The sequence below is a fragment of the Streptomyces sp. ATCC 21386 genome (assembly GCF_018728545.1).
GTDB lineage: Bacteria > Actinomycetota > Actinomycetes > Streptomycetales > Streptomycetaceae > Streptomyces.
This window is the reverse complement of record NZ_JAAVVL010000001.1, coordinates 5084400-5096498: the sequence shown is the minus strand read 5'-3', so window position 1 is coordinate 5096498 and position 12099 is coordinate 5084400. Positions and strand designations below refer to the sequence as shown.

Annotated in this window: 9 protein-coding genes; all 9 read right to left on the bottom strand. The window is 73.3% G+C overall.

Going from position 1 to position 12099, the window contains the following annotated elements:
* Positions 1-28: 28 nt before the first annotated feature.
* The 9 genes from GWK25_RS21720 to GWK25_RS21680 all read right to left on the bottom strand — a co-directional run bounded on the left by GWK25_RS21720 (position 29) and on the right by GWK25_RS21680 (position 12020).
* Entirely contained in the window at positions 29-1237 is a 1209-nt protein-coding gene (locus GWK25_RS21720; RefSeq protein WP_215452201.1) for a type III PLP-dependent enzyme, read from the bottom strand.
* A gap of 50 nt (positions 1238-1287) precedes the next feature.
* Complete coding sequence (locus tag GWK25_RS21715) at positions 1288-3075, bottom strand: IucA/IucC family siderophore biosynthesis protein (protein ID WP_215452200.1); 1788 nt, start codon at positions 3073-3075, stop codon at positions 1288-1290.
* A complete protein-coding gene (locus tag GWK25_RS21710) occupies positions 3076-4275 on the bottom strand; it encodes an MFS transporter (protein ID WP_215452199.1) in 1200 nt (399 codons plus the stop codon).
* Complete coding sequence (locus GWK25_RS21705; protein WP_374200695.1) at positions 4272-6074, bottom strand: IucA/IucC family protein; 1803 nt, start codon at positions 6072-6074, stop codon at positions 4272-4274. Before GWK25_RS21705 ends, GWK25_RS21710 begins: the two co-directional genes overlap by 4 nt.
* A 68-nt stretch (positions 6075-6142) precedes the next feature.
* A complete protein-coding gene (locus tag GWK25_RS21700; protein ID WP_215452198.1) occupies positions 6143-7393 on the bottom strand; it encodes an acetyl-CoA carboxylase biotin carboxylase subunit family protein in 1251 nt (416 codons plus the stop codon).
* Between the two features lie 88 nt (positions 7394-7481).
* Entirely contained in the window at positions 7482-8498 is a 1017-nt protein-coding gene (locus GWK25_RS21695; protein ID WP_215452197.1) for an ABC transporter substrate-binding protein, read from the bottom strand.
* A gap of 115 nt (positions 8499-8613) precedes the next feature.
* Positions 8614-9435: an ABC transporter ATP-binding protein gene (locus GWK25_RS21690; RefSeq protein ID WP_215452196.1), complete on the bottom strand. Its 822-nt coding sequence runs from the start codon at positions 9433-9435 to the stop codon at positions 8614-8616.
* Positions 9436-9933: 498 nt separating this feature from the next.
* Positions 9934-10974 carry an iron ABC transporter permease gene (locus GWK25_RS21685; RefSeq protein WP_215452195.1) on the bottom strand — a complete coding sequence of 347 codons (1041 nt, stop codon included), beginning with the start codon at positions 10972-10974 and terminating at the stop codon, positions 9934-9936.
* Positions 10971-12020: an iron ABC transporter permease gene (locus GWK25_RS21680; RefSeq protein WP_251828970.1), complete on the bottom strand. Its 1050-nt coding sequence runs from the start codon at positions 12018-12020 to the stop codon at positions 10971-10973. The genes GWK25_RS21685 and GWK25_RS21680 overlap by 4 nt, the downstream gene beginning before the upstream one ends.
* Positions 12021-12099 lie beyond the last annotated feature (79 nt).

Here is a 12099-nt window from a genome sequence, read left to right as displayed (position 1 = left end):
TGCGCCCGACCCGCCCGCCTGTCAACGGTCACACTCCCCCATCGGTTCGGTCGAGAAAGTGGAAACCGGGGCGCGGATGCATCAGGAAGTCGTGGTGCGAGATGTTCCAGGCATACGCGCCCGCGAGGCCGAAGGCCACCCGGTCCCCCGCGCGCAGTCCGGGAGCGAGGGTGTCCCGGGCGAGGAGGTCCTTCGGCGTGCAGAGCTGTCCGGTGAGGCTGACGCGCTCCCCCTCGGCCGCCGGGCGCGGCCAGGGGTGGGGCCACTCCTCCACCGGCAGGACCGAGCACGGCTGGTCGTGTCCCTTGGTGGCGGGAGTGCGCAGATGGTGGGTGCCGCCCCGGACCACGGCGAACTCCTCGCCGTGGCTGCGCTTCACGTCCAGCACCTCGGTGGCGTACCAGCCGCAGTAGGCGGTGAGCGCGCGGCCCGGTTCGATACGCAGCGTCAGTTCCGGGTGTGCGTCGGCGAGTTCGGCCAAGCCCTTGCCGTACGTCTGCCAGTCGAAGCGGCTCTCGGGGCGTGTGTAGTCGACGGCCATGCCGCCGCCCACGTTCACCTCGGCGATCGGTACGCCCAGGCCGGTCGCCCACTCCACGATCGTGCGGGCGACGGAGAGCTGTTCGGGTGCGTGGAGTCCGCTCGCCAAGTGGGCGTGTACGCCTCGCAGTTCGAGATGGGGGTGGGTGCCGTCCGTGAGGGGGCGGAGCACGTCCGGTGCGCTCTCGGGGTCGAGGCCGAACGGGGTGGGCCGTCCGCCCATGGCGAGCGCGCTGCCCGCCAGCGAGCCGTCCGCCACCGCGAGATTGAAGCGGAGCAGCACCCCGATCCGCGTGTCCGGTGCCACCTGGCGTGCCAGCTCGGCGAGCATGCGCAGATCGTGCCGGCTCTCCACGTGGAAGCGCTCGACTCCCCGCTCCAGGGCGGCCCGGATCTCGTCGGGGGTCTTGCCGGGCCCGCCGAAGGCCAGGGGACGGCCCGGGACCGCCTCGGCGACGTGGGCGAGTTCGCCGCCGGAAGAGACCTCGTAGCCGTCGACGTACGGGGCGAGCGCGGCCAGGATCGCCGGTTCCGGGTTGGCCTTGGCCGCGTAGTACAGCTCGACCCGCTCGGGGAGGGCGGCCCGTACGTGCGCGGCGTGCTCCCGCAGCGCCGCCAAGTCGTAGACGTAGGCGGGCAGTTCGGCGGGGGCGAGGGTCAGGACGCGGTCGCGGACGGCGGGGGTGGGGTGGGGCATCGAGGACTCCTGGCTCGTGACGCGCCGGTGGCTCGTCCGGGGTTCGCGGTTCACCGGGAGCTCCAGCGCAGGACGTCCTCGGCGAGCGGGGAGGGGAGACGGACGTAGCCGGCCTCGCGGTCGGCCTTGCGTTCCCAGCGGGTGAGGAGGTTGGTCTTGGCGGGGAGCGGGACCCCCGCCAGGAGGGCGGCGAGGCGCGGCGGGCAGCCCTCCTCGTCGGCGTAGTCCCGCAGGGTCTCCCGGACCGCGGCCCACAGATCGGCCTCGCTCTCGGGGTGCAGATCGGCGAGCGCGGCGAGCAGTTCGGCGACGTGGTTGACGAGCAGGCAGTACACGACACGGTCCCAGCCGCGCCGGGCGTCGTAGGACATCGGCCCCGCGACCTCCGGCGGGAGCCCGGCGAGGGTGTCGGCGTGGTGGTCGGGGACGAGCTTGGTGCCCTCCAGGTCGCGGAAGAGGACCTGGGCGGGCATCCCGTCGCCGTCGACGCAGATCAGCACGTTCTGGAGGTGGGGTTCCAGGACCAGGCCGTGGTCGAAGTAGGCGGAGAGCACGGGCGGGACGAGGAGGCGCAGATACGCCTGCCACCAGTGCAGCGCGGTCCGCGGGCCCGCTCCGCCGAGGAGACGGGAGACATGGGCGGCGCTGGTCGGGTACTCGTCGGCGACGGCGGCCGCGAGCAGCGGGGTCGTGCCGGGCAGCAGTCGCCGGGACAGGCCCTCGCGGACGATGACGCCGAAGCCTTCGAGGAGGGCCCGGTCGGGGGTGCCGTCGGGGCCGGGGACGGCGAGGCTGCGGTAGGCGGGTTCCCGGAGCATCGCGCTGCCGGGGAAGCGGGTCTCCAGGTCGGTGAGGGCGGGCGCGAGCACACGGGTGAGCGCGACGGCGCCGGAGAGTTCGTAACTGGCGTTCTTGCGCAGGCAGTTGGTGATGCGGACATTGAGGCTGAACTTCAGGAAGGAGTCACCGTCGAAGAGGGTGCGGACGGAGGCGGTCGCCGCGTACTCCCGACCGCCGGGGCCCAGGTCGAGGATGTCACCGCTGCCCAACGCCTCCCGCAGCAGACGGTGTTCGCGGAGCATCGCGTACTGCCAGGGGTGGGCGGGCAGCAGTCGGTAGCCGTCGGGGACGCCGCCGTGTTCCCGGTCGAGCACGGCGGTGGCGCCCGCTTCGGCGGTCTCCTCGGCGATCAGGTGGTCGCGGACGGCGAGGCGGCGCAACGGGAAGGAGGCGCCTGCCTCGGGGGCGTAAGACCGCCAGGCGTCCGCGTCGCCCGTGCGGGCCTTGGGGGTGGGGTGGAAGCGGTGGCCGAAGAGCAGGGACTGCTCGGAGGCGAGATAGTCCGGATGCCCGTGGGAGGCGGAGGCGTGCGGGCCCGGCGCGGCGGCCCCACGGGTCCCGGTGCGCTCGCCGGTCTCGCGGCCCGCGAGCGCGGTGGCGACGGTGCGGTGGCTGGAGTCGATCTGGTCCAGGAACTCGTCGTTGCGGACGCCGGTCCGCAGGGACAGTTCGTCGTGGGCGTATTCGGCGAGACGGCGCCAGGCGAGTGCGGTCCAGCCGGTGTCGGACTGCTCCTGGACGGGGCCGGTGAAACGGTGGGCGCCCAGCAGGGACCTGCGGCGCAGGGCGACCCGGAGGAGCAGGCCGCGGCGGGGCAGACGCACCAGGAGGTGACCGTCGATGACGGCGGTCTGGTGCTCGGGGCCGGAGACCTCGCGCAGCAGGCAGTTGAGGAGGGTGTGGGCCACCGCGTCGTCGGCGGTGGGGAGGGGGCGGGCCACGGCCTCGTCGGCGGTGGGGAACTGGGTGGTACCGAGCGAGTCGGTGAGCGGGGGCATTCAGTGGCTCCAGCGGGTACGCGGATGTGGGGGCAGGAGGGTCGCGAGGACGGTGAGGGCGGCCATGCCGCCGCCTATGAGCACCGGGGCAGCGGACCCGAACCGGGCGCTGCCCACGGCGGCGGTCACGCCGGCGGCGACGGCGCCGGCCTTGGAGAAGAACTCCAGTGAGCCGAACATCCCGCCGGGGGCGCGGCCCCGGGCGCAGTCGGCGGCCAGGACCGACAGGCCGACCATGCCGAGGGTGAGACCGGCGCCGAGGAGCAGCCGTACGACGACGAGGGCCGGCAGGGTGTCGGCGACGCCGTGCCCGGACAGGCCGAGGGCGATCAGCGCGAAGCCGAGGGCGATGCCGTGCCGGGGACGGGCGTGGAGCACACGGTGCACGGCCAGGGCCGTGAGCAGGTAGCACAGGTGCGGCAGTGCGAAGAGCAGGCCGGAGAGTACGGCGGAGGCGCCGGGGAGGCGTTCCTCGACGAGGGCTATGAGATAGGGGAAGGAGATCACCGTGGAGAACACGAAGGCGAACTCCAGGGCGTAGAGCCGGCGCAGTGCGGCCCTCGGGGCGGGGGCGGCGGCCTCCGGCTCCCGCTCCGCCGGCTCCTCGGCCTCGGCCTCGGCCGGTTCGGGCAGCGCGGCGAGCAGCAGGGCGGCGGCGAGCGGAAGCAGGGCGAGGAGCGCGTACTGGCGGTGCGGAGGCAGCCACGGCGACAGCGCGCCGACGACGATCGGCGCGAAGACGAGTGCGGCCCGCGCACTGCCCTGCATCAGGGTCAGCGCCCTCGACAGTCGCGGGCCGTCCAGAGCGGCGCCCAGATAGCCGTTGGAGGCCGCGAACGTGCCGCCCAGGATGCCCTGCAGCACCAGCGCCACCGTGAACATGGTGAGCGAGTCGGCCCAGCCCGCCAGCAGGAAGGAGACGGCGAGGCCCAACTGGGCCCGCAGCAGGAGCCGTTTGCGTCCGAAGCGGTCGGCGAGCCGCCCCCACAGGGGTGCCGCGAGCGCGCTGAACACGGTGGGCACGACGTACAGCACACCCGCCCAGCGGGCCGCGCGGTCGCCCAGGCCGGGCAGTATCTCGGTGAAGTACGGCGGCAGCCCCAGCGCGGCGAACGACGCAACGAAGTAGCAGGCGGCCACGGCGTGGACCTGCCGACGGCCGAACGCGGGGCGCGACACCGCGAGCGTCTCGGTGGTCATACCGGACTCCCCTCCCCAAGAAGGTAGTTGGGCCCGGTGGTGTAGTGCTTGTTGATGTCGGCCGCGCCCGACCGCTCCTTGCTCAGCAGCGTCCCGGCGGTCACCATCGCCTTCACCGGCAGCTCGGGGGCGTTCAGCACCCGCTCGCGCAGGACAGCCGCCGCGTCGCCGCCGAGGCGGTCGACGGCCTCGGTGAGGCGGTCCCGGACGAGGCGCAGCACCTCGGGCAGCGGGGCCCGGCCGTGGCGGGCCAGGCCGAACGCGTAGGCGCCGGCGCACAGATGGACGGTGATGGTGGTGAAGAGGTCGGCCACGGCTCGGTCGCCGGTGGTGAAGGTGCGGGCGTCGTCGAATCCCCACCTCGCGGGATGCGCACCGAGCTTGGCGCTCAGCCGGGCCAGGTTCACGCGGGGCCCGTCGTTGTCCTTCAGCAGCAGCCGCAGGTCGCCGGGGCCGGGGCCGAACACGAGGGAGACGTTCTGCTGGTGCGACTCCAGGGCGATGCCGTAGCCGAAGAGCGTCGTCTGCCAGTCGAACAACAGGGTGAGCACGGCGTCGAGCAGTGCGGTCGGGTCACCGCCGTGGTAGCGGTCGGCGAGGTGGTCCAGGACCAGTCGGCCGCCGGGGGCCTGGGCGAGGAGGGCGGCCATGGGCACGACGGCACAGTCGTCGAGGTCCGTCGGGTAGCGGCGGCACAGGACGGCGAGGAGTTCGTGGCCGGCGTGCGCGTACACCGTCTCGTCGGCGTGCAGCACCCGGCCCCGGAAGCGGGGCTCGCGGTCGGTCACGGCCGCGAGCAGCCGCTGCCCGGCGGCACCGTCGACGAGGGTCCCGGGCTTGATGGACCGCTTGTTGCGCAGGCCCAACGTGGCGGTGGCCAGGGGCAGTTTGAGGTGCAGGGAGGGTGCGGCGGCGGGTGCGACCGTGCGCATCGACAGGGTGGGGACGACCGGCAGGTACGCCCGGTCGGCGAGTACGGCCCGGTCCGCGAGCCCCGCCTCGCGCAGTGCCGCGTCCAGGGGCGCGCCGACGGTCAGCGGGTGGACGGGCAGGGTGACATGGGTGTGGTCGAGGTCCGCGAGCCCGAGCCCGGAGGGGGTGGGCCAGCCGTCCGGGAGGTCCCCGGTGACGGTGAGGGACTCTTTGGGCAGGGCGAGCCACTGGAGCGCGAAGGTCGGGTGGAACTCGGGTGCGTAGTGCCGCAGTTGGTCCTCGTCGAGTCCGGCGCGGCCGCGTGCGGTCGGGTAGACCGGGTGGTCGAGGCGTGCCGCGAGCGTCTCGTACGCCAGGCCGCCGCGCAGCCCCGTCCAGTCGGCGAGGTCGGCGCCGTAGAGGTCGGTGAGCCCCTCGGCGATCTCCTCCGCCGTGTCGTCGTGCAGCCGCATCGTCGCGAGGGTCTGGCGGCACTCCTCGGCGAAGGCGTCGAAGCCGTCGCGGTCGACGGGGTCGGCGAGGGTGCGCAGTGCGGCGAGGACGGTGTCGCAGGTGGGGAGGGGTGTGCCGTCCGACTCCCGGACGAGGAGGGGCAGTCGGGCGGCGTGGGTGTGCTGGAAGCCGTCCTCGGTGACGGGGAGGAGGAGGGCGTCGTCGCCGTCGGCGGTGGGCAGGCGCAGCCAGGCCCCGTCCGGGAGGTCGACGGGCGTGCTGCGGGTACGCAGGCCGACCACGTCCTCGCGGAGCAGGGCGCCGAGCACCCGGGTGAGCAGTTCGGCCTCGGCGGCGTCCGCTGCGGACGCGGCAGGCACGGCAGGCACGGCATGTGCAGGAAGGGCAGCAGGCGCAGCAGGTCCGGCCGTCATGCCGGTCATGCCGGTCGCGGCGGTAGGGGCCGGCATGGCGGTCGGTGCGGTCATGGCAGTGATCGCGGTCACGGCTGGATCTCCCAACGCTGGGCGGCGAGGAAGTCCGCCACCACCCGGTCCACGGTCCGCTGACCGGTGCTGCCGGTGCCGGTGCCGGTGGCGGTGGCGGTGGCGGTGGCGGTGGCGGTGGCGGTGGCGCGGAGGACGCCGAGGTAGTCGCGGTTGGTTCGGTACAGCTCATGGCGTTCGCCGAGTGCGCGCAGCGGGCGGTACGTCAGCCGTACCCCCTCGACGGTGACGTCGGTCGCGGCCGGTGCGGCGATGAGGGTGCCGGCCCGGTCGGCGCAGGGGTACTCCAGGCGGGCCGCGCCGTCGCGCCCGACGCCGAGGTCGGCGGGGAGCGGTTCCCCGAGGTGGGCCCGGAGGATGTGCTCGAACAGCGGGAGGTCGAGAAGCTGGGCGAGCAGCAGGTCGCACTGGTCGCCGATGGCACGGTAGTTGACCTCGATCACGCGGGCCCGTCCGTCGTGGACGACGAATTCGGTGTGACAGGCGCCGAACCCGACGCCCAGCGCGTCGAGTTGGGCGAGCACCTGCGCGACGACCGGTTCGGGGTGGGCCGGGACGAAGGTGAGCCGTTCCTCGATGAAGTACGGCGGCGGCGACAACTCGGTGTGGAAACCGCCGAGCACATGCCGGACGCGGCCGTCGCCGAGGGTCTCCAGGGTGTACAGCTCCCCGGGCAGATACTCCTCGACCACCAGGGTGCCGCCCGGTCGGCGGGCCAGGATCTCCTTGGCGCGTGCCACGAGGTCCTCGGCGTTGTCGACGAGCACGACGTCCTCGCTGGCGACGCCCTCGCGGGGCTTGACGACGCACGGGTACGGGGCATCGGCGACGAGGGAGCCGGTGAGGTCGGCCGGTGAGGTGATCTCGGCGGACCACACGGTGTCCACGCCGGCCACGGCGAGGTGGCGCCGCATCTCGCCCTTGTCCTTGGCCCGCAGCGCGGCCCGCCAGTCCTTGCCGGGGAGGTCGAAGTAGTGGGCGGCGAGGGCGGCCTGGGTCTGGAGGTGGTCGCTGTTGGTGAAGACCGCGTCGGGCCGGTGACGGGTGGAGATCCGGGAGATGACGGCACGGTGGTCCCGTACGTCGCAGTCGAGGATCTCGATCCCGGGGTGCTCCGGGTAGGCCGCGCGATGCGCGTCGGGCTGGTCGGTGAGGAGGGTGACGTCCAGGCCCAGCCGTACGGCGGCGGGCAGGAAGCCCTCGGTGACGGAGTCGGTGGGGTTGAGGGCGAGCAGGTACAGGCGCATGGGGTGGTGCACGGCTTCCGCTAGCAGGTGGGGGGTGGGGCGGGGCGGGCCCGTCTCGTGGTGGGGCCCGCCCCGGGTACCGCGGGAGTTACCGCTTCGGGAGTTCGACGCCGGTCGCCTTCGCGATGTCGGCGAGCATCTCCTCGGCGGCCTGGACGCCGATGCCGGACATCCAGGTCTCGTCCGGGACCTCGAAGACCTTGCCGTCCTCGACGGCGGGCAGATCCTTCCAGACGGGGTTGGAGGTGACCTGCTTCTGCTGGGTCTTGTCCGGGGTGTCGGCGGTGGTGACGAAGATCAGGTCGGCGTCGGCCTGGTCGATCTCCTCCGGGCCGACGTCCTTCATGGTCACGGCCGGGTCGTCGGAGATCTGTGACTCCGGGCGCCGGAAGCCGACGTCGTTCAGGACGACACCGCTGTAGGAGTTGGAGGCGTAGAGCCGGGTAGGGCCGGCGACGAAGCGGACCACGGAGACGGTCGGCAGGGCGCCGTCCTTCTTCTTGATCGCCTCGCCGAGCGCCTCGGCCCGCGTCTCGTACTCCTTGAGCTTGGCGGCGGCCTCGTCCTCCAGGCCCAGCGCCTCGGCGTGGACCTTGAGGTTCTCCTTCCAGACACCGCCGGTGGTCTCGGTGAAGACCGTCGGGGCGATGGCGCTGAGCTTGTCGTAGACCTTCTCGTGCCGGACCTTGGAGGACAGGATCAGGTCGGGCCGCAGGGAGGCGATCTTCTCCAGGTTCGGCTCCAGGAGCGGGCCGACGTCCGTGGTGTTCTTGAGGTCGCCCTCCAGATACGCGGGGAAGCCGCCCTCCGTCTTGAAGTGCGGGGCGACGGCGCCGACGGGGTCGACGCCGAGCAGGGTCACGTCGTCGAGCTCACCGGTGTCGAGGACGACGACCTTCTTCGGCTGCGCCGGGATCTCGACGTCGCCCATCACGGTCTTGAGGGTGCGGGGGAAGGCGGCGCTGTCCGCACCGGCCTGGGCGGCGTCGTCCGCCTTCGTCGTGCCGGAGTCGCCGCAGGCGGCGAGGAGGCCCGTGCCGAGGACGACGGTGAGCAGTGCGGCGGCGGGGCGGCCGAATCCGCGCAGGGGTGATCGCTTGAGCATGAGGGAGGAGTCTTTCTTGATCGGCAGATGGGATGAACAGGTGAAGGGGTGAAGGGGTGAGGAGTGAACGGGTGAAGGAGTGAAAGGAGGAAGGTGTAAGTGAGTTGACGGGCGGTCAGGTGGTGGCGGGCGCGGTGCCGTGACGTGTCGCGCCGCTCTTCGGGATGACCAGCGGGGTGCCGGTCTCCGGGTCGGGGATGACCCGGCAGTCCACGTCGAACACGGACTTGACCAGGTCCGCGTCGAGCACGTCGGCCGGTGGGCCGGCGGCGGCGAGGCGCCCGTCCTTGAGCACGACCATGTGGTCGGCATAACGGGCGGCCTGTCCGAGGTCGTGCAGCACCATCACCACGGTGCGGCCGGCCTCGGCGTGCAGGGCGGCGACCAGGTCGAGGACGTCGAGCTGGTGCCGGAGGTCGAGGAAGGTGGTCGGTTCGTCGAGCAGGAGCAGGTCGGTGTCCTGCGCCAACGCCAGGGCGATCCAGGCGCGTTGGCGCTGGCCGCCGGAGAGTCTGTCGACGGGGTGGTCGCGCAGCGCCGTCGTGCCGGTACGGTCCAGTGCCTCGTCGACGGCGCGCTGATCGGCGGTCGACCAGGGGCTGAGCAGGCGCTGGTGCGGGAAGCGGCCGAGCCGTACGAGTGCCTCGACGGTGATCGCCTCGGGGGTGACGGGCTGTTGCGGCAGCAGGCCCATCCGCAGGGCCAGGGCGCGGGCGGACATGCGGTGGATGTCGGAGCCGTCGAGGGTGACCGTGCCGGCAGTGGGGGCGAGCAGTCGGCTGAGGCCTCGCAACAGGGTTGACTTACCGCAGGCGTTGGGGCCCACGATCGCGGTCACGGCGCCGCCGGGCAGTGTCAGGTCCAGCCCGCCGACCACGAGCCGGTCGCCGTAGCGCAGGTCGAGGCGCCGGGTGCGGAGTTCGTTGGTGGGGGGCATGTGGGCTCCTGGGGGCGAGCGGTTCGTTGTGCGGTACGCGGAGTCGGGGTACGGGTAGGTCCGGATACGGTGCTGGCCGGTGCGTTGTCGGGTGCGGGTCCGGTGGGGCTTCTCGCGCAGTTCCCCGCGCCCCCAAAAGACCAGGCCCCTGCGGGCCTGAAAGACGACGGTCCTCCGGATCTGAAAGACGACGGCCGGGGCGACCCGAAAGACAGCGGTCATGCCGACCCGACAGACGGCCGTCCCCCGGGCCCGAAAGACAGCGGTCGCGCCAACCCGAAAGGCAACAGTCATGGCGGCCCGAAAGACAGCCGTCCCGCCGACCCGACAGGCGGCCGTCCCCCGGGCCCGAACGGCGACGGTCGGGGCGGTTCGACAGGCGGCTGTCGCGCAGGGTGAAAAGCACGGGGCGTAGCCCCTGCTTCTCAGGGGCGCGGGGAACTGCGCGGCCGGCCCCCACCGGGCCCGCACCCGACGACGTACCCCGGGGCCGCCCCCTCACCCCCGCACCGCCGCACTCTGACGGAACATCAGCACCAGCAACCACGGCGCCCCCAACGTCGCCGTCGCGGCCCCGACCGGCAGGCCCTCCACCGGGAGCAGGTGCTGGACCACGAGGTCGGCGGCGAGCAGCAGTACCGCCCCGGTGAGGGCCGCCAGGGCGAGCGTCGCCGCCGTGGGTGGGCCGGTGAGGAAACGGACGATGTGCGGGACGGCGAGGGCGACGAAGGTGACCGGCCCGGCGAGGGCCGCCGCCAGCGACGCCAACGTGACGGCCACGAGCAGCAGTTGGAGGCGTGCGGCGGACGTGTCGAGGCCGAGCGCGCCCGCGGAGTCGTCGCCCAGGTCGAGCACGGCGAGACGGCGGTGGGTGACCAGCGCGACGGCCAGGGCGAGCAGCACGGCCGCGCCCGCGCCCCAGACCTCCGTCCAGGTGCGGCCGTACACCGATCCGGTCGTCCACTGGAGCGCCGAGCCCGCGAGTTCGGCGGGGAAGCGCACGATCATCAGGTTGACCGCGGCGGCCAGGCCCGCCTGGACGGCGAGGCCGGTCAGCACGAGCCGGGTGACGGCGAGCCCGGAGCGCCAGGCGAACACGCCGAGCAGCAGCGCGGCCAGCAGGCCACCGGCCAACGCACCGATGGGGATGAGCAGTTGGGAGGCGCCGGCGGCAAGCAGGGCGACCGCTCCGAGCGAGGCCCCGCCGGTCACCCCCATCACGTCCGGGGAGGCGAGGGGGTTGCGGAACAGCCGTTGCAGGACGCAGCCCGCCGCTCCCAGTCCGGCGCCGGCCACCACGGCGGCGACGGCGCGCGGCGCCCGGAACTCCCGCACCACCAGCACATCGCCCGGATCGCCGAACCCGGCCAGCGCACGGAGCGCCACGGAGGCGGGCATGCCCATCTCCCCCGTGGAGACGGCGACCGTGACCAGCGCGAGCAGGGTGAGGAGACCGGTCGCACCGTAGGCGAGGAGGCGGGCCCGGCCGGGCGGGCGGTGCGTGCCGCGTCGTACGGCCGCCTTGTACGTCAGTGTCATCGGGCGGCCTTCCGGGCGAGCAGGGCCAGCAGGGGCGCGCCGAGGAACGCGGTGACGATGCCGACCTCCAGTTCGGCGGGGCGGATGACCAGGCGGCCGAGGATGTCGGCGGTGAGGAGGAGCAGCGGGCCGGCGAGGAGGCAGCCGGGGACGAGCAGGCGGTGATCGCCGCCGAGGAGCGGGCGGACGAGATGGGGCGCGGCGAGTCCGATGAAGGCGACCGGGCCGGCCACGGCGACGGCGGATCCCGCGAGCAGGACGACCGCGAGGCCGCCGGTGAGCCGGACACGGGTGACGGGCACGCCGAGCGCCTGGGCCGAGTCGTCGCCCAGGGCGAGGGCGTTGAGGGCGGGCGCGACGGCCCCGGCGAGCAGGAGCCCGACCAGGAGAGACGGCAGGACCGGCCAGAGCGTGTCGAGTTGGCGTCCCGCGAGGGAGCCCGCCAGCCAGAAGCGGGCCTCGTCGAGGGTGCGCTGGCTTGCCAGCATGACGGCCGACGTCCAGGACAGCAGCACCAGTTGGAGCACCGTGCCACCGAGGGCGAGCCGTACCGGGTCGATGTCCCCGGCGCGGCGGGCCAGCGCCTGGGCGAGGACGGCGGCCGCGGCGGCTCCGGCGAACGCGAACCAGACGTACTCGACGGGGTCGGTGAGTCGCAGCGCGAAGATGGCGACGACGACCGCGAAGCCCGCGCCCGCGTTGATGCCCAGGGTGGTCGGGGAGGCGAGCGGGTTGCGGGTGATGCCCTGGGCCACGGCGCCCGCGACTCCGAGGGCGGCGCCGACCGCGAGGCCGATGACCGTGCGCGGCAGCCGAAGTCCCGTCACCACCAGGGCGTCCCGGCCCTCCGCGTGCCCCGACAGCGCGTCGAGCACCGTGGGCAGGGGGACGGAACGGGTTCCGATGGCGAGGCTCAGCGCGGCGCACAGCGTCAGCGCGCCGATTCCGCCGAGGAGCAGGGTCAGGTGCCTCAGGGCACGCGGGGGCACGCCGGTCGGCGCGGCCCGTTCGGTCGCAGTCACGAAACGTGAGCTTAGGTTAGGCATGCTTTAGTTTTCAACTGCTGTGAGTTCACTGTGATCCACAACGCCCTTGATCAACCAGCCGGTAACTTCGCTGGTCAAC

Excerpts from the sequence above, each read along its gene's own strand:
- GWK25_RS21700 (WP_215452198.1), bottom strand. The coding sequence starts at position 7,393 with ATGCGCCTGTACCTGCTCGCCCTCAACCCCACCGACTCCGTCACCGAG.
- GWK25_RS21720 (WP_215452201.1), bottom strand. The coding sequence starts at position 1,237 with ATGCCCCACCCCACCCCCGCCGTCCGCGACCGCGTCCTGACCCTCGCC.
- GWK25_RS21710 (WP_215452199.1), bottom strand. The coding sequence starts at position 4,275 with ATGACCACCGAGACGCTCGCGGTGTCGCGCCCCGCGTTCGGCCGTCGG.
- GWK25_RS21695 (WP_215452197.1), bottom strand. The coding sequence starts at position 8,498 with ATGCTCAAGCGATCACCCCTGCGCGGATTCGGCCGCCCCGCCGCCGCA.
- GWK25_RS21690 (WP_215452196.1), bottom strand. The coding sequence starts at position 9,435 with ATGCCCCCCACCAACGAACTCCGCACCCGGCGCCTCGACCTGCGCTAC.
- GWK25_RS21680 (WP_251828970.1), bottom strand. The coding sequence starts at position 12,020 with ATGCCTAACCTAAGCTCACGTTTCGTGACTGCGACCGAACGGGCCGCG.
- GWK25_RS21705 (WP_374200695.1), bottom strand. The coding sequence starts at position 6,074 with ATGACGGCCGGACCTGCTGCGCCTGCTGCCCTTCCTGCACATGCCGTG.
- GWK25_RS21715 (WP_215452200.1), bottom strand. The coding sequence starts at position 3,075 with ATGCCCCCGCTCACCGACTCGCTCGGTACCACCCAGTTCCCCACCGCC.
- GWK25_RS21685 (WP_215452195.1), bottom strand. The coding sequence starts at position 10,974 with ATGACACTGACGTACAAGGCGGCCGTACGACGCGGCACGCACCGCCCG.